This is a genomic window from Sulfitobacter sp. 1A13353, from assembly GCF_043557255.1.
Lineage (GTDB): Bacteria > Pseudomonadota > Alphaproteobacteria > Rhodobacterales > Rhodobacteraceae > Sulfitobacter > Sulfitobacter faviae.
Genome location: NZ_JBIFFS010000008.1, coordinates 145,008 through 166,533 on the forward strand (window position 1 = coordinate 145,008; position 21,526 = coordinate 166,533).

The following is a 21,526-nucleotide window of genomic DNA, read 5'->3' on the forward strand; positions in this document are numbered from 1 at the left end:
ATATTATATTTGAAAATAGAAACAGTGGATATATTCGCATGTCGGACACCATGGCTCAGAATGACGAACATATGAACAGTGCCGCTCTCTGGGCTGGTGTCTTCGCCTCTGTTGAGGAGAACGACATCCAAAAGACGATCATGCGTGAGCGACTTCAGGTTCGACGCGATGATATCCTGACGGCAAAGCTGCGCACGACGGTGGAGTTCTACAAGGCTGTCGAAGCCAAGGCATTCCCGGTTCTGCCGGGCGGCATCGAGAACCTCGGCCGCGTTCTGGATATCTTCTGCGTGCTTTGCACCTTCGACAACCTTGCGTCCGCAGGTTACTCTGACTTGGCAAAGCCTGCCTTTTGGGTGCGCACCGGTGAAACCCGTCGCGACATCACGGCGGCCATTCCTGTTGATGCTGCGGCGACCATCTGCGGCATCTCGAGCTCATTTCTCCGCGCCAGCCTGGTCCCGATGATCAAGGATGGGGCTGTCGAGTTCATCCGCTCGCCGAGCGGTGTGGCCGCGATCATGGTTAAGCCGGGCTTTGTGAATGATATGGGCTTTCGCCGATATCTGATGAGCTGATGCTCTTAGTGACGAGGCTTACTGATAGAAACACCGGCCATTGGCCGGTGTTTCTCTTTTCAAAGTCTGGATGTTCTTTACCACGGATTCCTGAACACCGTATTCCCTGTTGCGGGTGAACTTGAAAGTTCTCTGGAGGGCGCTTTGAAGATGCTATTGGGATCCTCATTCTGATCAAGATATCCACCACTGCTGCTTGGCTCATCATACCATGGCTGAGACTGCGGTTCTGTTGCAACGGCGCCGGGTCGAGGAGCGCCGAGAAGGGCATCGAGGTCATCCACGGGGCGGAGATCTTCCACAGCAGTGGTGCCAGCTTCGCGGCGAATGAAGACGGCGCCGCCGCTGGGGCGCTTGAAAGGATCTTGAGCAACATAGGATGGCTGCAGCTGAGCCCCGCGGCCGTTCATGTCCAAAAGAGCAGGGGGCCAGGGTTTCACCTCTGTTTGATCCGGGCGGTGCCCTTGTGCATTAAGCAGACCTTGCTTCAGAGCCGCCGCATAGACCGTCTTGGCGATGGGTGCCGCGGCGCGCGACCCTGAGAGATTGCCCGGGATCGGCCTGAAGTCATCACGCCCCACCCAAACGGCTACGACAACGCCGGGGGTGAAGGACATAAACCAAGCATCGCGGTAATCTTGGGTGGTGCCGGTCTTGCCGGCCACCGGAAGCTTGAGATCCTTGAAGGCGGAATAGGCGGTGCCGCGCGCGGTCACACCATAAAGCATCGAGGAGATGTCATCAGTCGTATATTGGGTGGCAATCGCGTAGCCATCCGGCCCGCGGGGCGTCCAGAGGGTCTGGCCATCCTTTTTGACTTGCGAGATGTGATGTGGAGACACCACCAGCCCACCATTGGCAAAAGCTGAATATCCTGCCGCCATGCGGGTCAATGTGGTCTCGGAAGCACCCAAAGCCGAGGAGGGATGACGGCGCATGCCGCCCCATTCATAGAGCCCGGCGATTTCCGTGATCTGCCCCAGAGCGTCGACGCCAAGACGGTCCACCAGGCTCGCCGCCACGAGGTTTGAGCTTTCTTCGAGTGCCACGAAAAGCGGGATCAGGCCAGACTGGGATCCGTCGTAGTTCCGCGGCCGCCAGACCTCACCGGTGTTTGTGGGGTAGGATCTCTCGATATCCTCGACCATGTCAAAATACCGAATGCCTTCTTCCATGGCGCGCGCCCAGAGGAAAGGTTTCAAGGCGGAGCCCGGCTGCCGCATGGCACGGCTGCGGTCAAAGGGATAGAGATCCGGGTCAGTGCCGCCAACGGAGGCCAGTACGGCGCCGCTCCAGGGGTCCATGACAACCACGGCGCCCTGAACCTGCGGCGCGGGCTGCAGTGTCACTGTGTCATCCTCCCGCTTGTAGGGCAGGACGTCGCCCTTCTTAGGGGTAAAGCCGAGCTTACCTGTGTCGAAGGCAACCTGATCCCATTCGAGATCCCCATAGCCGCGGTCAATGATGGCCGCAGCGGTGTTCCCGGAAACCGAAGAAATCACGGCGCGGCCGGATTTGCGGGTGGTCGCAAGGCCATTGGCCGCTTCCCGGCGCAAAGCCTCGACGGCCTCTGTGTCCAGATCTTCTCCAAATGCAGGGATCACAGCTTCCAGACGTGCTGCCGGCCCGGCCTGGCCGATCCGGCCGACACCAGAAATCAGGGCATCTTCTGCGATCTTCTGCCAATCGGGTTGGATTGTCGTCGTGATCTCGAGAATGCCTGAGGCGATATCAGACCTGTTTGTAAGGCCGTAGCGGGACATGTCCTCTTCAATGCCCGAGGCTGTCCAGCGCGCCAGAGATCCCATGAGCTCATCGCTTTGCTCAGCACTGATGACTTCCAGATCCATCGCGAGGGCGAGTGCCATCTCCTCATCGGTGATCATGTCGCGGGCGCGCATCATCTGCAAAACCGTGTCACGGCGCGCGCGGGCCCGCTCGGGATGCTTGACCGGGTCGTAGTAAGCCGGGCCCTTCAAGATGCCAGCCAGGAAGGCTGCTTCATGCAGGTCAATATCCGCCCATTCCTTACCAAACCAGGCGCGCGCCGCGCCCATGGCGCCGTCCTGGCCGCGGCCGAACCACGCATTGGCTAGATAGCCTTGGATGATCTGATCTGGCTCAATCGTATCTTGAGCCCGCACCGCGAGGATGGCTTCACGCACTTTCCGATCGACGGTCTGATCAGAGCCGGTAATGGCGTTCTTTACCACCTGCTGTGTCAGCGTCGATCCCCCACGACGGTTGCCGCGCAGGGTGTCGATCGAGGCGGCGGCAACAGCAACCGGGTCGACACCGGGATGGGCGCCAAAGCGGGCATCCTCTACAGAAAGGAGGGCCTGGATGAAGCGATCCGGCAGATCCAAGACCGAGGGGCTTGCCCCGGTGCCATGGCCGGTAAAGCCCAGCTCGGTACCGTCCGGGCCATAGACCTGAGCAGAATACCCGGTGGTATTACCCACGATCGCCGCTTTCAGATCGACATCTGGCAGGTCAGTGCTGCCCAAGGGACCGGTCATAACGGCCGAAAGAGCGCCTGCGAATACCTTCGTCAGCGCGTAGAGCCCGATATCAGACATTACGTTCCCCTTTGAGGGCGATAAGAATCAAACTTGGTTATTCGCAAGTCTCAGTTGCGTAGACCACGACACCGCGGAGGAATTCCGAGACCCGCAGGCCGTTCGGCTTTCCCAAGCGTTCGATTTCTCGCAACATGGTTTCCGGGATCCAGACGATGGCCTTCTCCCATTTCATGCCAGCTTCTTCATCTTCACGACGCCTGCGCGGGGAGGTTTCATCGACGCGGTCTTTGACCACACCAACGACCCATTCATGACCTTTGGCATAGGCGCGGATCACCACTTCGGCGGCATCGCGCACGGCTGCGGAGCGGGAGTCCGGACCATCGCTCTCAAGCGCATCAATAATTTGGGACGTCATAAGGATATTGACGGAGCGCATGATGGGGCGGCTGCCGCCGGCGGGGCTGGCTTGTTTAACGGACGACGGAATATTCATCAGTGCATCTCCAATGCAAGGGTGAGGGCAGGGGCCGAAGACCCCTGCCCGTGGTTTCACAGGGAAAGGGCCGTGGAGGCCTTGAATTTGAGAACCTTCTTGGCCGGGACTGTGATCGCCTCGCCGGTGGAAGGATTGCGGGCCTGGCGCTCATCACGCATCTTGCCCTCGAATGTACCAAGACCGGGAAGGTTGATCTTGTCTTCAGCCGAGCCAACCTCAACGATGGTGTCGATCATGGCTTTCAGCGCTGCATCTGCGTCAGCCTGGGACAGGCCGGATTTTTCTGCGACGCGCGCGGTGAAGTCTTTCTTGTTCATGTATAAACTCTCTTGTTAAGGGTCGGATCGTTTTCATAGCAGAAAACAATATGAAATCCTTACAACATTACTGGGCCATTGTCGCGGGCTTGGCGCGCTTTCAGGGCTGGATAGTTGGGGATAACCACCCTTCAGATCTGTTTGTCTAAATAAAATGAGGCATTCGTAATTTTCGCAACTGAGGTTTACTGTCAGACTATCGACATAAATCAATCAGGGGCCACTCATGGCAATTCGCGACTTCATCGACGGTCTTTCAGACGAGCAGGCGGCCGCGGCACGCTTCACGCAGGAGCCTGTCCTCGCTCTCGCAGGTGCTGGGTCTGGCAAAACCCGCATGCTGATGGGCCGCTTTGCCTATCTTGTGGGGCCGACCGACCAGGGTGGTCTTGGTGCGGATCCTGGCTCTATCATGATGGTGACCTTCACCAATAAAGCGGCGCGCGAAATGCGCGAGCGCATCCAGCCCCTATTGGAAGAGCTGCGTGAGCTCAACAATGGCGCCTTCCAGGGCGAGCCTTGGATCGGGACCTTCCACGGGTTGTCTCTGCGCATCCTGCGTATCGAGGCTGACAAGGCGGGCTTGGGCCGTAACTTCTCGATCTTCGACGAGTCCGACTCCCGCTCCCTGGCCAATGATGTCATTGAGGAAATGGGCATCGAAAGCTTCGATATCGATGAGTTCTTCCGCGACATCGAGACCGCAAAGGCGCGTATGCTCGATCCTGCATTCTTGGCGGCCGGCAAGAAGAAGGTCGATGCGGCCAAAGACACACCCAATGCAAATTCAGCTGATATCAATCGCTGGAAGAAGATCCTTGGGCATTTCACCTCCGAGAACTTCATCGAGATCTACGGCCGCTATCAAGGTGCGTTGCAGGAGCAGAACGCTGTCGACTTCAATGATCTGTTGAATCGCACCACGCGCCTGATGCAGCAATCCGAAGAGGTTCGGAATTCCTGGCGCTCGTCTTTCCGCCATTTCATGGTTGATGAGGTGCAAGATATTAACCGGGCTCAGGTCGCGTGGCTTACCGCCATGACTGACGGTGGTCGTGAATTCGAGATCCCTGAAAATGCCCGGACCAGTGAGCATAGTGAAGCTGCCAATGGTGGCCATGAGATCAACACCTACCGGCTGCGCAAATTCCCGCGGCCAACCATCGCTTTCGTCGGGGACGATGATCAGTCGATCTATGCATTCCGCGGTTCTGAAGTTGAAGTCATGCGTGGCCTCGAGCAGCGTTTCCCAGGACTGGAAAAGCGCTTCCTCAAAACCTCCTACCGCTGTCAGCCTGCGATCCTCGCGGCATCGAATGGCTTGGTGGCCAACAACCAGAACCGCTACGGCAAGGACCTGGTGCCGACGGACGCTGCTCAGCACATGGGCCCGATCCGCATGTTCCATGCGAAAAACCCGGATGAAGAAATTGTCCGTATCCGTACCGAGGCTGAAGCCTATATGGCTGACGGCGGCAACCCATCTGAATTTGCTGTTCTGACCCGGACACGGGATCTCGCCAAGGCTGTGGCCAAATCTTTCCGCGCAGCCGGGCTTCCGGTTGTGGAGGGTAAATCCTCAGATCTGCGCAAGACCGCGGAAGTGAAAGACGTGATGGGCTTTGTCACCTATCTGTCAAATCCAGAAGCCGAAGTCCCATTGCGCCGGATCATCAACAAGCCGTCGCGCGGCCTTGGCCCGACCTCTCTGCGTAAAGTCATGCAGAACGCCCGGTTGAAAGACTCTACATTTCTCGAAGAGCTAAACACTGTTCTGCGTGACCGGATCGACCTGCCTGAAGAGGGGGAAGCCTATAAGCCTGCCTTCGTGAAATCTGCCAAGGCTTTTGGTCACATGATGTCAGAGCTATCCAGCTCTGTGCGCGCGGCGCCGGATGCCAAGGCCGCTCTTATGGAGGTCCTGCGCCAGACCGGATATCTTGATGACATGTATCATAACGCCCTGAAGTCGACCGGTCTTGGCCGACAGGAGGGTGAGGTGCGCCAGCTCGATCCTAAAGCCTTCCTGATGTGGGTCTTGCAGAACAACAAAGACTCCTCGAACAACGAAAAGAAGCAGGACAGCCTGCTCGAGGGTGAGGATCTTGCAGATCGTGCCAGCCAGGTCTCCGAGGCGGTGCGCCGCATCGGCAATATCGCTTTGCTGCTGGATGAATGTGAGGGCTTTGACAGCCTCGAAGCCTTCGCTCAGGAATCCGTGCTTGAGATGAGCCCCGGCCAAGTACCCGCGGGCATCCAGATCATGACCATCCACGGGTCAAAAGGCCTCGAGTTCGATCACGTTCGTCTGCCCTTCTGGGTGGAAGGTGTGATGCCCCACGGCCGTGCCGTAGATGCCGGTGATTTTGAGGTCGAAGAGGAGCGCCGGCTGGGCTATGTGGCCATCACCCGCGCGCGCAAGACTGTAGAAATCTCGCGGCCCAAGGAAGTTGCGGCCTGTCCGTTCATCCGGCAGCGCTTTGCGAAAATCAGCCGCTTCGTCGATGAGCTTTCAGCCGCCGGCAATAAGCATGCGCGTCACGCCAAGCTGACAGAGGGCTTCGGTTATCTCGCAGCCCCGATCGCCAAGCAGGAAGATGCGGTTGAGCGCAAAGCCATTCCAGTCCAATTCCCTCGCGATCAGGGGCCTTATGGCGAGAGCGTGTCCTACGATGAGCGCTTCCAAGATGCCCCACCCCCCATGCCCGAGGATTACGGGGATATGGTGCCTGATGATCCCCGCGGCGCCTTTGATGGTGATCCTGGCTATGATCCCCGGTTCGACGATATGCCGCCAATGGAAGCCTATGAGCAGGATATGTTCGATGGGTTTGAGCGCGAGCCTGTCGAAGATGACAGCCCGGCCCCCTTTTAAGCGCAACGAAAAGCAAGATTGAGCAGGTAAGACATGAGTATATTCCCAACCTTCCAGACGGCTGAAGACGATGATCCTCGGCTTGATACATCGGGCCGTAAGGAAGATGTGGACGTCGCGGATATCCCCGATGAGGCGCTGCCAAAGGAGGTCGCAGAACCGGAACAGAAACCGGCCCCCGTGGCTACCAATACAGCGCCACTGCCCAATGAAAATGCGGCGCAAAGCAAAGCAAATAAGGGAGATACGCCTGTGGATGCCAAGAACGATAAGCCGGCCAATAAACCGGCGCCCGAAGTGGTGAAAGCCGCTGCGCCAACCGTCGAAACGCCCCTCGAGCCAGCCCCGGCGGCGGTAAAGGGTACTGCACCCGCTGTAGAGCAAGGCGCCGGACCTGTGCAGACGGCTTCAGCGTTGAGCCCATATATCCCTCAGGTGCCTGCATCTTATTTCGACCTTCCTAAGGGGCAGGCGATCAGGCTGAGCTATGAGGATCGGCATATCTCCGAGGTCGACAGCGGACGGGTCGTGAACAGCGTAACGCAGATCGCGGATGAGGAGGCCTTCAAGAAGGAGGCCGAGGATCATCTCGCCATCCATCAGGAAAAGAGAGCCGAAAACCTGCCGGAATGGATCGAAGTCCCGGAAGTTTGGCCGAAGTTCATGAAGTTTCCCCGGAAGAAAGATCTCGACGCCATTCGCTACGCCGAAGAGCAGGGAGGCTTGACTGATGAGGTCAAGGAAGAGTTCAACGCCAACTTCGCGAAGCAAAGCGAACTGATGCAGGCGCGGGCCGCCCAGCTTGATGCATGGATCATGGAAGAGAATGAGCAGATCATGGCTCAGGAGAAGCGGATCAAATTGATCTTCAAGCCTCTGGTGAAGCGTGAACTGAAGCTCATCGAAAAGAACCGTGCCAAAGCTGAAAAGGTGAACGCTGCCTCCATCAAAAAGGGGAAGGGGATCAAGATCGCCGAAGACCCCTTCAAGGATATCAAATGGGCCACCCTACTGGATCCCCATGCCTCGCCAGATGATCCAAGGTTCACCAATGTCGGGCGCTGGGGGCATAACTGCGTCGAGTTGATCGACGGCGGTAAGCTCTTTGCCAATGATGAGGGAATGCACGTCCCATTTGGTGACGACGGCAGCACGATGGCCGGCGAGATGGCTGTTCAAGAAGCAATTGAACGTGGTTGGACTTCGATCAACATCTCCGGCAGTGAGGAGTTCATCGAGGGCGCGCGAAAGGCCGCATTAGCTGCGGGTCTGGGCGCCAAGCTCACCACGCAATATGGATTTTCGAAAAGCGCTCGCCCGGAATTCATCATGCCGAACCCACCCAAACTTGCTGGCTTCAGAACGGAAGCCGAGAAGACACAAGATGCGCATAGGGAGCTGATGAGCGACAAAGGCAAAGAAGGCGCTCCGGAAGGTCAGCGTCGACCGCTTCAGGCGCCTGGTAAAGGGGGTGCTGAGGTCGCGAAGGAACGGACATCGGAAACGGCTGAAGAACCCAAGGCGGATTCCATCTCCGACCCCTTTGATGAGGACCCGAAGGACGATGAGGCGCTGCGCAAACTGCGTGAACGCGAAGCGGCAGAGCAGGGCCTGCCAGAGAACGCTTGATCTGCCTGTCGCGCTGACTAACCTCAAGCCCGCTTTGTGTTTTCATGGGGCGGGCTTACAAAAATAAGAGAATAACAGATGGGTTCTTGAGAAACCCACAAGGGAGCAGAGCCAGATGAAAGTAAGCGTGAGGGCACTCTTTGAGAAGAGTGGCATAAGGTGCATACGCAAGGACGATGAGGGTGTATCGCATCCAGCAAGGATTGCTTATGTCACCGGCAGCACCGTAGATGCGGCACGCCTTCTTGGACGGTCCAACGAGGCGATGAAATCCGGTGAGGGCGACCCCGATGTCACCTATGGCGCCATAGTATCGGTCTCGCGTGGTGCCGATGGCGCGTCGTCTGGCCGGGTCTTCACACCCGGTGAGTATGCACCTTTCTATATTGATGTTGCAGGTAAGGAGATGTGCCTCTCCGCGGCTGGCATGTTGCCACTCCGAGAAGAGATGGTCGCACTCACCCGTAAAGGCGATACCCTGGACAAAGATCAGGCTAAGGCCCTCGAAGGGATACAGGAGATCTTCGAGATGGTCGCCTCTGCACCGGACACCGATCGCTTCCCGGCAGGGCTCATCGCGCAGTCTTACCTGGCCTCAATGGTAGACGCCTTCGGTGAGGTTGATATGCCCATCGATGAGGAAGGCTTTGTTCGCAAATCCAGAGCTGATCTCTTGCGCGCCCGGATTGGCATGCTCGATGCACGTCATCCGGACGGTATATCCAGCGCGCGCCCGCTGCGCGATCTCTTGAGCGCAGCCGGCATCGAGGTCGGTGAGAGCGGCGTTGGCGCAGAAATACGCAGCCCGGCGATGGCCCGGATCAATGAAGAAGCGATCCGGCGCATTGTTCTGGCGAATGAGCGGATGTGCCGGGATGTGTTTGGCGCGATGACCGCCACCCCTGTGGGCGAGCTATCGGCCGCAATGATCCCCCTCGACAGTCTCGACCAGCTGCGCACAAACAAATCCAACCGCAAGCTGTCCGGGGAGTGGATCGAACAGGTCGGCGCGCGCGCAAAGAAGATCACACAAAGTGGCATGCCGGGGTATCGCTTCGAGATGGATGTCTTCTCAGAGGATGGCCGAGATTACCTGACGATCTCAGATAACGTCGGACAGAAGAACAATGTGGCCTTCGTTTACTCCTGGCCGACCGCGGAGCGCATTCCGGTAATGGATGTAGACGCAGGCCGTGTTCTTAATGTGTCTCCTGAAGAGGACCCGGGTGAGGATGAAATCGAACGTTTGAGCCAGGTTCTGGGTCAACTCGAGGCCGTGAACCTCACGGACATGGATCAGGACATTGAAAGGGTTCGGTTCGACTGAACCAGATCACATAGACGTGGAAAGGGCCGCTGACGCGGCCCTATTTCGTTCCATGTCATGTTTTTCGCAAGGTCTATCAGAACAGGCGGCGGACGTTGGACTGATTGATCAGAATGGCATGGTGGCGCCGCAGCGCGAGGACATCGGACTCGTCACAGATGTTGTCGATTTCATGACGCTTGCCAACATCGCCGGCGCGGATGGCCACGATGCGGTTGACGCCATTCAGGACGGAGGTGTGGTCCCTGTTGCCCAGCTGTTCGCCAATATAGGTCAGAGAGTGACCACAGACATAGCGCATGGCCCATATGGCAATGAAGCGGGCGTCGACGATGTCACGCGAACGCGCGGCGGACTGGATCTGATCGAGTGAGATTTTGCGGTAGTTCTCGACGATCCTGGAGATCTCGGAGATGGTCGGAAGGGTGCCGGCGGGCTTTGCTTCGCGGATCGAAAGACCCTTACCGACAAGGCCGTTCAGGGAAAGATGTTCAAATACGGTCCTGCGGTTGAACCTTTTCTCATCAGCCTGATTAAAACTGTCTTTGGTGAATGTGGAGGAGAGCGTATCGAAGACCTCCATCTCATCTTTGACAAGGCCGCGGTCTGCGAGTTTGGCGATCATCGAGCCCACGGCATAGGACATCAGATCGTCCGTGTCGCGCGCCACGGCGACCAGTTCCTTGCCGCTGCGGATGTCGAGACAGACGTCGCGTGTTTCTTCGAGGCGGGCATTCTTGCGCAGGGTGAAAACTGCGCGGGTGTTCACGATCGTATCTGCGTTTCCGTAGGGGCCGTCTTTGTAGGTTTGAGCGAGGGCTTGCATCTGGTTCTCCTGGAGGGGTTTTTATTAGCCTTTTCGCAAAACTACGGGCCGGGATCTTACTATTCAATATTGCGAATAAATATTTGAACCTTCTTTTCAATTAAGCGTTGTTTTCTTCAGGCTTTGAAGGGTCTTGGGGATAACGCTGAACAGTTGGGGATTAAGGTCTGTCCGGGATTTTGTCCGGGAAACATATTTTATTACGGTTCTTCTTTTTGGATAAGGTCGGCAGTGGTGTTTTTCGCAATTCACGCATATCTTCTGAACAACACTTCAAGGAATTGGAAACCACATGCCTGACATTAAAGTCTTCAACCGGTTCGATGCTGCAGCGATTGCGGAAGCCGAAAGGCCCGCCCCGGCAAATTTCACGGAATCCATCCGCCGCCTCAGCGCGCTGATTGACCTTTTGCCTCAGCGTCCTGTCATCGAAGACAAGCATGCAGAGCGCTGGGTGAACCGCTGTGTCGAAATGGCAATCACCCGCATGGAGCTTGAGCATGGCGAAGGTAAAGCGACGATCGCATCGGTACATGAACATGTCCTGTGGCACGTCCGCCGGGCCTCGGCCATTGGCGGTTCGGAAATCGGCACCGTTGTGCGTCACTTCCGCGGCGAGCGCGGCGGTTTCTCCAACGCCCGCAACCTTACCCTTGAGAAGCTGCTGATCATGGCACCCCAGGCAGGCGATGAAGCCATGAACCGCGGCGTGCGCGCGGAGCCCTGGCTGCAGCGTATGTATCTTGAGGAGCATGACTGCGTGTCCGATGAGGGCGCTCTTGATGTCTTGAAGGGGTTTCGCTGGGAAAAAGCTCCGCAGATCGTGGGCACACCTGATGACCTGATCCTCTACAAGAACGGCCGCCGTCGCATCATCGACTACAAATGCCCTTCGGCCGCGGTAAACGAGGAATACGAGAAGAAGGGCATGGTCTCCTTTGACTACGTCTGCCAAGTCCACCAGTACGGCATTTTCTCGCGCGAGTCCGGGATCGAGTTTGATGGCATGGACATCGAATGCTTCGATCCGCGCTACTTCAAACTGGTTACCTATGAGATCGTCTATGATCCGGACCTCGAAGAGGAAATGATCGCTGGCGCTGACACGCTGTGGAACGAGTTCGTTATGAAAGGCGTGGTCCCTGAGGTGCCTGGCCTTGGCACACTGGACACCGATGATGAAGAGACGCGCAGCTTGATGGAAAACCTGACGCTTCAGGCCGCCGTGATGAAGGTCATTGGCGATGAGCTGACCACCCGTCAAAAAGAGCTTCTCTCGCGCATTCAGGCAATTGGCAAAGACGCTCATGCGCTCAATGAGGGTAAGATCGACCTGGGCTTTGCCTCCTTCGATCGCAAACGCCAATGGGATGAAGAGGTGCTTGGGCAGCTGGCCACGGCCGCCGGTCTTGAGATTGAGGACTTCATGCAGAGCAACGGCAAATTCGACGCCGATCAGGGTGAGGGCCTTCTGAAGCAGATTTTTGAGGCCCATGGCGAAGACCCCTCGGTTATTCCGGATCTCGTCGCAGACATGGCGGTCGCCGGTGGTGTGCCGCAGAAGAAAGCGCTCAATGTCGACGATTTGATTGCGGCACTTGAAGCGATCGGCGTTGATGTGACCCCGGCTGCGGGCATCGGCGAGAAGTTCTCCTTGTCGCGTGCGAAAAAGAATGCCGAGAAAGTCAGCCAGATCAAGCATGAGGCGGTACGTCTGTCCGACACCATCGAGGAAGTTGTCGAGCAGGGCTCCGCCGACCTCTTGCGTGATCCAGCCGAGATGGCTGATGATGACATGATGATGGAGCCCTGAAGACATGACGACGATCCTGCCGCTTTCCCGGTCGACGGTTTTGGATGCAGCGATGCTGATCCGCAATCTCAGGACTGCAATGAATGGCAAGGTCGTCTGCTCGACCGATGAGGTCGCCGAAGTTTTGACCCTGGCCCTGGATCACGCCGCCTACCGGGGCTTCATCGCTTACGGGCAGAAGGGCGGTCTGCAGGGTTATATCGGCATCGACGAGCGCTTCGCCATCTATGCTGGTGGCTCCTTTCTGCAGGTCACCGAACTATTCGTACAGCCCGAGGCGCGCCGGAGGGGTGTGGCCCGAAAACTCTTGAAATACATTGAAGATCGCGCTGCCATAGAAGGTGCCAGTGCCATCGAGATCGGCGCGCCGGATGCCGCAAAGCACCCCGGCACAGCGGCTTTCTATAATGATCAGGGGTATCATGTGGTGGGGCCAAGGTTCTCCAAGTCTCTGAAATAGGACATCCCAGCTCTCATCGTTTTTCTTGACCGATACTGGTTCACTTCGTTCTATGGCGGGATTGAAGGGGGCGTTTTATGTTGTTCAGAGCAATTTTAGCTGCCGTTCTTGCGGTACCTTTGGCCGCGCCGCTGAGCGCCGCATGCAGCAAGGGAGAGATATCTCTATCTGGGCTTTCTGCATTTGAGCGCCAAGAGATCCTCATCTACCTCAATCGCTTCAAAACGACTTCCGAGGGCCTTGATGCGTTCACAGAAGATATGCTCGATCGCATTTCCACCTATCACGGCGTCCGGTGGTGGAATGTCTTTGGGGCGGCCATGGCCGCAGAAGAGGTTCTCCATGACCTGAAGGCACAGAATTACACGGATGCCTTCGGCAAGCTGTCCAAATACGTATCCATGAGCATCTTAGCTAAGTCCGCACCTATCAAGGCCATGAAAGGGGCCAATAGCGTTGCTGGATTGGCGGCGCTCCCTATCGAGATATCCATCAAGATGTGGGCCGATATGCTTAATGAGAAAGGGATGGCTTTTCAAAAGGTGGCCTATCGCACGGCTCGGGCCTACCCGTTTGAGCTATCGCACGAAGACATCCTGCGCATGAGCAAAAAAGATAATCTGGTGAGGTTTGACGCAAGCTCAGGGTATATCATGATGGTTGGTGATTTGGCGCCCAAGAGTTATATGCCCTTTCGGCCCGACGCCCGTATGACCAGCGATATTTTCTATGAAATGATGCGTCTTTCTTATGAGGCCAACACGCTACGCGAGGAAAACCGCGCGAATGTGCGTTCTGCATTGAGGCGGCTCAAAAGTGACATGGAAGAGAGTGTTGCGCCCACGCCTGACAAGTTTACCAGCCTTACGGGCACATGGTCGGGATATGCTTTGGCCGGGTCACAAAAGCTGGATTACAGCTGGGATATCGACCAACAGGGCAGCTGTGTCGAAGGGACGATCTCCATCAAGATGAAAGATGAGGGTAAATGGTCTCGCTATGCCTTCTTGGGACATCTGGATGGGAGGGCGATGTCCTGGAACGGAACGATTTGGAAAACCTCTGGGAACGGAGCCTTCTGCATGGCTGCAGGGGTTCTCAATCTCGATGAGAGTGGGTCAGTTCCCGTGTTGGAGGGCAGCTGGGGGCCCAATAAAGTCAGAGGCGGCTGTCCACGCAACACCGGCGGTACAATTCGTCTTGAACGTGACGGATAATCGGCCTTGATCAGACCTGACCGTTCTGCGGCTTGCGCAATTTGCCATAAGCAGACCCTTGGGTTGAGCGATATCCATAGACGAGAAAGCCGCAGAGCAAGATGATACTCAGAATCACAGGCGTATGTCGGCTGGTGAGCGTATGGGGCACGATGCGCGCGGGGTGCAGCATCACATCAAATCCATCGTTCTTGACCTTAATGCCTGATAATACCGCGGCCGCGGCGCGCTGCTTCCATCCATCCTGGGTCAGATCCGCAATCGGGGCACTTTGCAGGCGTGTTACGGCCTTTGACGTAATCGAGGGCAGCATATAGGTTACCAGCGCATTGGCGCTGCCCGCAGTCTCGCTTCGAGAAGAGACATTCATGCTAGGAAATTCGTACTCCAGGTTCTCAATTACGGGATCCAGAAAGAATATTTTGAGGTCCTTGTAGTCGGGTATACCTGAGGTGGTGATCTCGATTTCACCCGCCATACCGCTGAGATCCAGATCAGCGAGTATCTCGACATTCAGACGGCCGTTCTCGGCTGTGAATAGGCTTGCCTCATTGATGGTGACCCTGGCGCCGGAGAGCTCCTCCTGACGCGGCAGCTGTTCGTCCAGTGCTGCATTAATGCGCTCATGCGGTATCTCGATTGTCACCACAGGGTCCCAAACCACCCAGGTCGTGGCGAGCGCAGCCAAAGACAGGGCGCCGGCGCCAAGGAGGTGCTTGATTTTCATAGGGTCAAATTTTCCAGAGAGGTGAGCATTTCCGCTCAACAAGGGAGGCGATCTTTTCAAGGCGCTGGCGTTCTTCGGTCCAAACGACAGTGTAGTGCTCGATGCAGTTCAGCTGGCGTCGCTTATAGACAGCATGGCGCTCAAGAGGGGTCACGGTGAACTCAAGATCGTTGAAGTATTCCCGAACGATCCTGGCGTCCGTATTTAGAGCAAAGACCCGATCTACGCGTCCTTGCATGACATGAGAGGCTTCGAGCTCATCCTGCGGCAAATCTGTCAGGATAGCGGGCAGCGGACGATGCGGCTCATAGAGAAACATGAGAAGCAGAAGGCCAGGCCCGAGGGCCATGCCGACGATCAAACCAATGAACTTGATGACCGTCTTGCATGTCAGCTTAATGATATTCTTGAGCAGCTTGAAGATCATCGTTTGTCCAACTCAGCTCAGCTGTCGGGGGTTTGCATGCCCGGGTTTGGCATGGGCATCGGCGCGATCGGTGCGAGGGTCAGCCGGTCCACCATCAGGGCGCCGTCGACCATTTCGCCAATGGCAATACAGACGCCGCGCGCCGGCACATCACCGGGTTTGACATCAAAGCCCATGCGAACGGGGACTTCCTTGCCCGCCGATGCGTCCACGATAATGCCTTCGGTCATGCTGCCTGGTACGCGGGTGAAGGTGCCCTGGACCTTGCGGAACCGACCGTTCAGACCGGCGAGGCCATGGGCCATTTGGTCTTTCAGGGCAGCAACGACGTTTTTCGCAACCTTCGGCGTGTTGATCTGAACTTCCTTCACATCATTGGCGTCCGAGGCGTTGATGAAGGAGATGACGCCGTCAGTCTCTCCAACCTTGAGGCTGTCTGGGTCGTAATATCCGATCATCGGGGTCTCCTGGGGTCAGTTTGGATAAAATCCGGTTGTACTGGCGCGATCATAACTTGAGATACTAGCAGCATCGAGGTTTTTCACAATCACACATGAGGTCTTCTTGAGGGGTAGGATATACTTCCCTGTGGAAAACGAATGTCTTTTTTCGTCTTAAGATGGACTTGGGAACGGGGTTGCGTCCGGCAGATCAATACCAAGGGCGGTGGCGAGGTCCTGGCGGGGGTTGACCTGAGTGGCCCCATCGGACGAGGCGCCCCATTTTTCGCGGATTGCCTCGGCGAACTCTGCGTCATGGGTGGGCATCCAACCTCCAGCTGCCACGCGCGCTCTTCCGTCCTCACCTTTGGCCTTTTTTACGCCGTCCGTAGAGGAGGTCTTCCGGGTGCCACGCTTGCCATAGGCATAGGTCGATGCTTTTGCTGTATGCCCCATCAGGGCTGCGACCTCCCACACCTGCAGCATGCGCCGCGCACGGGTCGCGAAATCATGGCGGAATGAATAGAGGTTCAGCGCGTCCTTGCGGTTGGGCAACACGACCCTGGCCGCGGCCGTGAGGTTGCGCGTCATGGTGGTGATGAGGTTCGAATACTTCTTCCTGTCCATCTTGAAGTGATGAAGGTGGGCCGCAAGGCAAAGCACCTCGAGGTCATCATCCTCGATGCCCGTCAGGATCTGTGCGCGGAAGGGCCTCAAAAGATCGGGATTGGCATTGGTCGTCTTGGCCGCCTCGATCATAAGGATGGCCGGCACACCGGTGGCGGCCTCGGCATCGCGCACCATTTCCGCGAGCGACTTGCCCGGCTCTGGTGAGAGCGCATCGATTGGTATCAAGATCCCCTTAAGGGCTGTGAGGTAGGGCGCTTCATAGATGTCGTTGATCATTTCCGGTGTGTAGGTTGCCTTCTCATCGCCGACCAGAATGCGGCAATTGAAGACCTCCACGGGACGGATACCGGTCAGGCGGATTGTGCGCATGAAAATCCGGAGCAGGGCTTTGCTGTCCGTGCGCCTCATGCTGAGGGTCTTCAAGGCATTCTGATGTGGGTGGTCGGTCAGATGCAACTCGAGCTCCATGAAGTCCCGATCGGTGATCGGCTGCATGAACTTCTTGTCGCGTGTCTTGCGTTGCGCGCGCTCCGGGCTCATGCCTGAAAGGGCCCGGGCGGCATCTTCTTCGGAGCCGGGGAAGTTCATGCGCATTGCGGTTTCGACAAGGCGTTCTGAAACCTCACGACCGAGGATGACAAATTCGCTTGCGGTGCGGATCAGGGCAGTATGAAGCTGACCGGCATCCTCCATCGTGGCGGACATGATCCAGTCGCGTTCATCGATCCCATCCGGCCAGGCTTCCTGCTCAAGGAAGTAGGAGGCAACGGCCCGCATGGAGGTCATCTCGCGGCGCAGCGAGGAGATCTTCATGATAGAAGCCCTCAAAGCAATCTGGGTTTCCAGCTCGCCGATGGAGGGCTGTTCACCGGTGAGTTCACAGCGCGCATCTACGCTTTTCGCAATGCGGTTGAAGTCATTGATATAGACGTCGCTGATCTCGCGAATGTCGTCGGTTGCTACGTCGTTCATATGATACTCGCTTCCCTTTTCCCTTATTAAACGACACGTCATAACGATCGCTCTCAGGGCATATATACATGTCGATCTTGGCGGCCCGCATCCCGAACCTGACCGTTTCTTTCGTTTTCTCAAATCCTGACGGCGCCCGCTTGTTTGTCTGACCGTGGCACCCTGGACCTGAATTTCTTACCTCTCGGTCAAGATAGGCGCCTATTATGAAACTGGCAAACCTGATTATGAATCAGTCCACATTGATTATGTGTCCGGTAGAAGCTGCAAAGTCAGGGGCGTTTGCAGCATCTGCGATAGGGCGCGGCATGGGGAGAGCCTATATCCGCTTATCCACATAAAAGGGGCCGCTGGGCAAAAGGTTAGCTTTTTCGCAACGCGTTAGATTGATAGTGTCTGTCTGGAACACCACTCATTCAAACGAGCAAGCGGAAAACAGCGATGTCAAAAAAAGCCCTCATCCTATCCCTTATGGCAGCCGCGGCCGTGTCCGCCTGTGCAACCCAGCAGACCGAGGATATTCCTCAGATCGTCGAAGTCGAAGAAAAGATCGCTGAAGCCGTCGATAAGGCGTCCAATGCAAACACGGCCATCGCGGAAGTTGAAGTTGCGACGGCAGCGCCGGTCCGCGCCGCACCCGGCGCAGAGATCCCGGCCAATGTGGTTTTGCCACCTGAATCCATTCAGCCGATCACCGTCGACTGGAACGGCCCCGTCGAGAGCTTCCTTGAAGATATCTCGCAGCGTGCGGGCTATGAGCTGGTCGTGACCGGTCGCGCTCCTGCCAACCAGGTGATGATTTCGATCAATGCAAACAACGAGCCGCTCTTTGGTGTCGTGCGCCGCGCCGGGAACATGGTTCACGGTTATGCCGACATTGGCTTCAATCCGGGTTCCAAGAAAATTGAACTCCGTTACGGGGGCTAAGCAATGAACGCGACAAAAATGCTTCTCATGATGTCGGTCGCAGGGATCACCTTGCTGGCAGGCTGTGCGCAATACCCCGGTGCCGATCATGCGCCAGCAGCGCCTGCGCCCGCCAAGATCGGTGAGCTTGATAATCTGCGTGTAGGCGCTGAGCCTGTGGCTTCGCCCAATGACGTAAAGATCGGTCTCTATGATCCGGACGACGAGGATAGCGAGATCACAGAAATCCGTCGCCGTGCCATTCTCGAAGCAGCACAGGGCTACGGCTCACAGATGGGCTACGCCCGCCGCGGCTGGGAGATCGAGAAGCTTCTCGAGAAACGCTCCATGCAACTCAGCCAGGTCTTCGACTTCTCGCGTGTCGTCAGCGAAGCGCCGGTAAAGGCCGGATATGTGCTGCCGCCCATCGTGTCGCGTTCTTTCGATGCTTTCCAAAGCGACGCAGAAGGCCGCGAAGCCTCGGTTGCAGATGAATACCTGACCATCATCGAGCCCGGCAAGATCCGTCCGGTTCAGCCGACATGGCGTGACTACCTGCTGTTCGCGCCCGGCGCGCCAGAAGAGCCCGCCAAATCGCTCTATCCGCGCAGCGCCGCGGAAAAGGATCTGTTTGAAACCTCCTTCCAAGAGGGTTGGTCTGCAGGTGTGAGCCTGGCGGATGCAGAGATCGGCTCGCGCCTGGACCGTTTGCGCCGCGACTACGAGGGCATGCTTCAGTACCGTCGTCTTGTGTCGATGGGCATGATGGACCGTATGGTTCTGCAGGATGCGGACTTCGGCGTCACCGGCAGCGGCGATGAGATGCGCATCGGTTCGCGGACCGTCAAGGTTGTCTCGGATGCCGAGTTTGAGACCAATCCGAAGCGCTGGTCTGTCCGCACTGTCTCCGAGCGCGACAAGCTCATCGTGCAATCCGGGAAAATTCCGCCGCTTTCGCTGGCAGATGATCTCCTGAAATAAAATCGGGGACCATATCATGGAAGAAAGCACACAAAGGCTTTCAGCCACATCCCGCAGGGTCTCCAAAGGCGTCGAGAACAGCAAACCCGCTGTTCTCGACCGGGAACGGCTTGAAGCATTCATGCTCGATGAAGAGCCTTCCCGGATCACGGATACAGATTTCCGTGAGTTCTTGATGTCAGCCGTTCTCTCGGGCGCTTCGGACGTTACCATTCAATCTGACCAACAGCCCCGTGCTGAAATTCACGGTGTGCTCTACCGTGCCACCCGCAAGCCCTGGTCTCCCTCCGAGGTCGATCAGGTTTTGATGGAGGTCTATAAAGGGGCCAACGCGCGCACAGAGATCAACGGCCAGCGTGTTTTGGACTTCTCCTACGAGCTCAACCTCGTCAATGGCACGCGTCAGCGCTTCCGTGTGAATGCGACAGGCATCTATGGCCGGGACGGTCAGGGTGTTGAGATCACCATGCGTGCCTTGCCCTCAAAAACGCCGGATCTGAAATTGGTGCAGCTCGATGGCTCAGAAGGTAAGGTCAAGCGCGCAGAGGGGCATGTGTCAGCCAAGAAGGATGACGCAGAGCAGGATATGGCAAAGCTGGGCAGCAGCTTGCTCGGGGCCATGAAGCCGCAAAACGGCATTGTTATTGTTGGTGGCGGTACGGGCTCCGGTAAGTCGACAACTCTGGCCGCGGTCACCAACTCGCATCTGCAGGACATCGACAAGCCGGTGAAGATCGTCGATATCCAGGCGCCGATCGAATACACCTTCCGTGATGTTATGAGCGGCATGTCGGGCTCATCGTCACTTATCGGCCAGTCTGAGGTCGGCAAGCACATCAAGAGCTTTGCTGTTGGCGTCCACTCCGCCCTGCGGCGGAAGCCAAATATCATTATCGTGGGCGAGGCGCGCGACTATGAGACCATCTCGGCCTCGCTTGAAGCCTCACTGACCGGTCACCTGGTCTACACCACGACACACGCCAACGACGTATCCGACACCATTCGTCGCTTGCTGTCGACATTCCCAGCGAACGAACGCGGCGCCCGTGCTTTTGACCTGATTTCGGCCCTGCGCTTTTGCATGGTTCAGTATCTTGCCAAGCGCATCGATAAGCCGGGCGTTGTTCCGGTGCGCGAATATATCAAGTTCACTCCGCGCCTCAAAGAGAAGCTTGCCAACATGCCGGTCAACGACTGGCCGGCCGTGCTCGGTGAAGAGGTCAAAGGCAATGCCGAGGGCCGGGGCCCTGAAGACATGTGTCAGTCGCTTCTTGATGTGGTGAAGCCGCTTTATGTGGAGGGGATTATCTCACGCGAAGAAGCCTTCGCGCTGGCGGGCCTGAAGGCAATCGAAACACCCCCGCGGGAGGATACCTGATGTACGGCCGCTCAGTGTTCTGGCGCGAAACGATGAAGCCCGCAAAGTTCCTGATCTTTGATGGGCGCGTGGTTCTCGTCTTGCTGCCAACCTTCATTCATATGCGCATCTGGACCCTGTCCATTGCCATGCTCACGATGATGGTTTTTTGGTATTTTGACCGGAAGGGTATTTCAGCGAGCTCGATCGTGCGCTTCATACGGGCGCGTTTCATCGGGAAGAAACGCACAGCCCGGGGCGTGTTCGAAGAACGCACCGCGGTCGATTTCTCCTATGAGGCTGTGCCCTACATGCGCAAGTTGATGTATGAAGCCGCTCGTGAGGATTTGGCTGCCCAGGGGCCGGTCAAAACGGGCCTTCTGGCAAAGTTCGGCCTGGGGGGTAAAGCCGCTAAGCCAACAGCGTCCGCAAGCGATCCCGCATCTGATGCGAGCCTCTCGTTGAAAAAGGATGACGCGGCATGAGCGATGACCCCATCCTCTTTCCGGGTGCCAAGGATGGCCACGGCTTCCGTGTTGTGCGCGACAAGATCAACATCTTCACGGATGTGTTCTCCCAAGACATCATCGAGGGCATCGAGGACAATCAGAATGTCGTTTTCATCAGCATTGGCCCGGGTGAAACCCGCGTCAACGTGCTTGACGATGGTGGGCGCTCTTTGAGCGCCTGGACTGCAGTCTTTGGATGGTCTTCGCTCTGCGACATCGAGATCGATCATCACGGCGAGAGCCTGCGGATGGCGAACCTTGCGATGCTCACCAAAGCTTTGCGCTCCTCCCTGCGTCTCTATGGCCAGGATGTGAACACCAAGAGCTTCATCGAGAGTGCCCGGGCGCATCTGCGCGGCGCGCTTTCGCATATCGTAGATCAGACGATCGGCGACGCCAGGGAATATGACCGGATCATCCTGGCGGCACCGGTTTGGCTGCATGATGCCCTCGCACAATGCGTGGAGATCAGACCCCATATCGACCCGATAATCCAAGAGCTTTGAAGGAGCAA

The 21,526-nt window shown here is 57.0% G+C and carries 20 protein-coding genes; 12 read left to right on the forward strand and 8 right to left on the reverse strand.

Annotation, left to right across the window (positions count from 1 at the left end; translation table 11 throughout):
* Positions 1-38: 38 nt before the first annotated feature.
* A complete protein-coding gene (locus tag ACGYLO_RS18400; protein ID WP_394377112.1) occupies positions 39-578 on the forward strand; it encodes a hypothetical protein in 540 nt (179 codons plus the stop codon).
* Positions 579-655: 77 nt separating this feature from the next.
* Here ACGYLO_RS18400 and ACGYLO_RS18405 read toward each other — a convergent pair whose 3' ends face one another.
* From ACGYLO_RS18405 to ACGYLO_RS18415, 3 genes are all read right to left on the reverse strand, one after another.
* Positions 656-2,944 carry a transglycosylase domain-containing protein gene (locus ACGYLO_RS18405; protein ID WP_394377113.1) on the reverse strand — a complete coding sequence of 763 codons (2,289 nt, stop codon included), beginning with the start codon at positions 2,942-2,944 and terminating at the stop codon, positions 656-658.
* A 250-nt stretch (positions 2,945-3,194) separates the two neighbouring features.
* Positions 3,195-3,596: a hypothetical protein gene (locus tag ACGYLO_RS18410; RefSeq protein WP_394377114.1), complete on the reverse strand. Its 402-nt coding sequence runs from the start codon at positions 3,594-3,596 to the stop codon at positions 3,195-3,197.
* Between the two features lie 56 nt (positions 3,597-3,652).
* Positions 3,653-3,916 carry an HU family DNA-binding protein gene (locus ACGYLO_RS18415; RefSeq protein ID WP_394377115.1) on the reverse strand — a complete coding sequence of 88 codons (264 nt, stop codon included), beginning with the start codon at positions 3,914-3,916 and terminating at the stop codon, positions 3,653-3,655.
* A 226-nt stretch (positions 3,917-4,142) separates the two neighbouring features.
* On the opposite strand from ACGYLO_RS18415, the gene ACGYLO_RS18420 reads away from it, so the two are divergent.
* The 3 genes from ACGYLO_RS18420 to ACGYLO_RS18430 all read left to right on the forward strand — a co-directional run bounded on the left by ACGYLO_RS18420 (position 4,143) and on the right by ACGYLO_RS18430 (position 9,747).
* Entirely contained in the window at positions 4,143-6,791 is a 2,649-nt protein-coding gene (locus ACGYLO_RS18420; protein WP_394377116.1) for an ATP-dependent helicase, read from the forward strand.
* Between the two features lie 33 nt (positions 6,792-6,824).
* Positions 6,825-8,420, forward strand: coding sequence for a hypothetical protein (locus tag ACGYLO_RS18425; protein WP_394377117.1), 1,596 nt, complete (start codon positions 6,825-6,827; stop codon positions 8,418-8,420).
* A 115-nt stretch (positions 8,421-8,535) separates the two neighbouring features.
* Positions 8,536-9,747 (forward strand): hypothetical protein, encoded by a 1,212-nt coding sequence (locus tag ACGYLO_RS18430; protein ID WP_394377118.1) that lies wholly within the window; start codon positions 8,536-8,538, stop codon positions 9,745-9,747.
* Between the two features lie 76 nt (positions 9,748-9,823).
* On the opposite strand, the gene ACGYLO_RS18435 is transcribed toward ACGYLO_RS18430, so the two are convergent.
* Positions 9,824-10,573, reverse strand: coding sequence for a helix-turn-helix domain-containing protein (locus ACGYLO_RS18435; RefSeq protein WP_394377119.1), 750 nt, complete (start codon positions 10,571-10,573; stop codon positions 9,824-9,826).
* A 292-nt stretch (positions 10,574-10,865) separates the two neighbouring features.
* Here ACGYLO_RS18435 and ACGYLO_RS18440 point away from each other — a divergent pair, with 292 nt between their 5' ends.
* The 3 genes from ACGYLO_RS18440 (at position 10,866) to ACGYLO_RS18450 (ending at position 14,063) form a co-directional block, all read left to right on the forward strand.
* The gene (locus tag ACGYLO_RS18440; RefSeq protein WP_394377120.1) at positions 10,866-12,386 is read left to right on the forward strand and encodes a YqaJ viral recombinase family protein; all 1,521 of its coding nucleotides are present in this window, start codon (positions 10,866-10,868) and stop codon (positions 12,384-12,386) included.
* A gap of 4 nt (positions 12,387-12,390) precedes the next feature.
* A complete protein-coding gene (locus tag ACGYLO_RS18445; protein WP_394377121.1) occupies positions 12,391-12,846 on the forward strand; it encodes a GNAT family N-acetyltransferase in 456 nt (151 codons plus the stop codon).
* A 77-nt stretch (positions 12,847-12,923) separates the two neighbouring features.
* On the forward strand, positions 12,924-14,063 hold the full coding sequence (locus ACGYLO_RS18450; RefSeq protein ID WP_394377122.1) for a hypothetical protein: 1,140 nt from the start codon (positions 12,924-12,926) through the stop codon (positions 14,061-14,063).
* A 10-nt stretch (positions 14,064-14,073) separates the two neighbouring features.
* On the opposite strand, the gene ACGYLO_RS18455 is transcribed toward ACGYLO_RS18450, so the two are convergent.
* From ACGYLO_RS18455 to ACGYLO_RS18470, 4 genes are all read right to left on the reverse strand, one after another.
* Complete coding sequence (locus ACGYLO_RS18455) at positions 14,074-14,790, reverse strand: hypothetical protein (protein WP_394377123.1); 717 nt, start codon at positions 14,788-14,790, stop codon at positions 14,074-14,076.
* Between the two features lie 4 nt (positions 14,791-14,794).
* Positions 14,795-15,217: a hypothetical protein gene (locus ACGYLO_RS18460; protein ID WP_394377124.1), complete on the reverse strand. Its 423-nt coding sequence runs from the start codon at positions 15,215-15,217 to the stop codon at positions 14,795-14,797.
* A 17-nt stretch (positions 15,218-15,234) separates the two neighbouring features.
* Positions 15,235-15,675, reverse strand: coding sequence for a hypothetical protein (locus ACGYLO_RS18465; protein WP_394377125.1), 441 nt, complete (start codon positions 15,673-15,675; stop codon positions 15,235-15,237).
* Between the two features lie 156 nt (positions 15,676-15,831).
* The gene (locus ACGYLO_RS18470) at positions 15,832-17,259 is read right to left on the reverse strand and encodes a hypothetical protein (RefSeq protein WP_394377126.1); all 1,428 of its coding nucleotides are present in this window, start codon (positions 17,257-17,259) and stop codon (positions 15,832-15,834) included.
* 441 nt (positions 17,260-17,700) lie between these two features.
* Here ACGYLO_RS18470 and ACGYLO_RS18475 point away from each other — a divergent pair, with 441 nt between their 5' ends.
* From ACGYLO_RS18475 to ACGYLO_RS18495, 5 genes are read left to right on the forward strand one after another with little or no spacing between them, the layout of a single operon-like run.
* On the forward strand, positions 17,701-18,186 hold the full coding sequence (locus tag ACGYLO_RS18475) for a DotD/TraH family lipoprotein (protein WP_394377127.1): 486 nt from the start codon (positions 17,701-17,703) through the stop codon (positions 18,184-18,186).
* 3 nt (positions 18,187-18,189) lie between these two features.
* On the forward strand, positions 18,190-19,146 hold the full coding sequence (locus ACGYLO_RS18480; RefSeq protein WP_394377128.1) for a type IV secretory system conjugative DNA transfer family protein: 957 nt from the start codon (positions 18,190-18,192) through the stop codon (positions 19,144-19,146).
* Positions 19,147-19,162: 16 nt separating this feature from the next.
* Positions 19,163-20,524 (forward strand): type IV pilus twitching motility protein PilT, encoded by a 1,362-nt coding sequence (locus tag ACGYLO_RS18485; RefSeq protein ID WP_394377129.1) that lies wholly within the window; start codon positions 19,163-19,165, stop codon positions 20,522-20,524.
* Positions 20,524-20,988: an IcmT/TraK family protein gene (gene icmT / locus ACGYLO_RS18490; protein ID WP_394377130.1), complete on the forward strand. Its 465-nt coding sequence runs from the start codon at positions 20,524-20,526 to the stop codon at positions 20,986-20,988. Before ACGYLO_RS18485 ends, icmT begins: the two co-directional genes overlap by 1 nt.
* Positions 20,985-21,518, forward strand: coding sequence for a hypothetical protein (locus ACGYLO_RS18495; RefSeq protein WP_394377131.1), 534 nt, complete (start codon positions 20,985-20,987; stop codon positions 21,516-21,518). Before icmT ends, ACGYLO_RS18495 begins: the two co-directional genes overlap by 4 nt.
* Positions 21,519-21,526 lie beyond the last annotated feature (8 nt).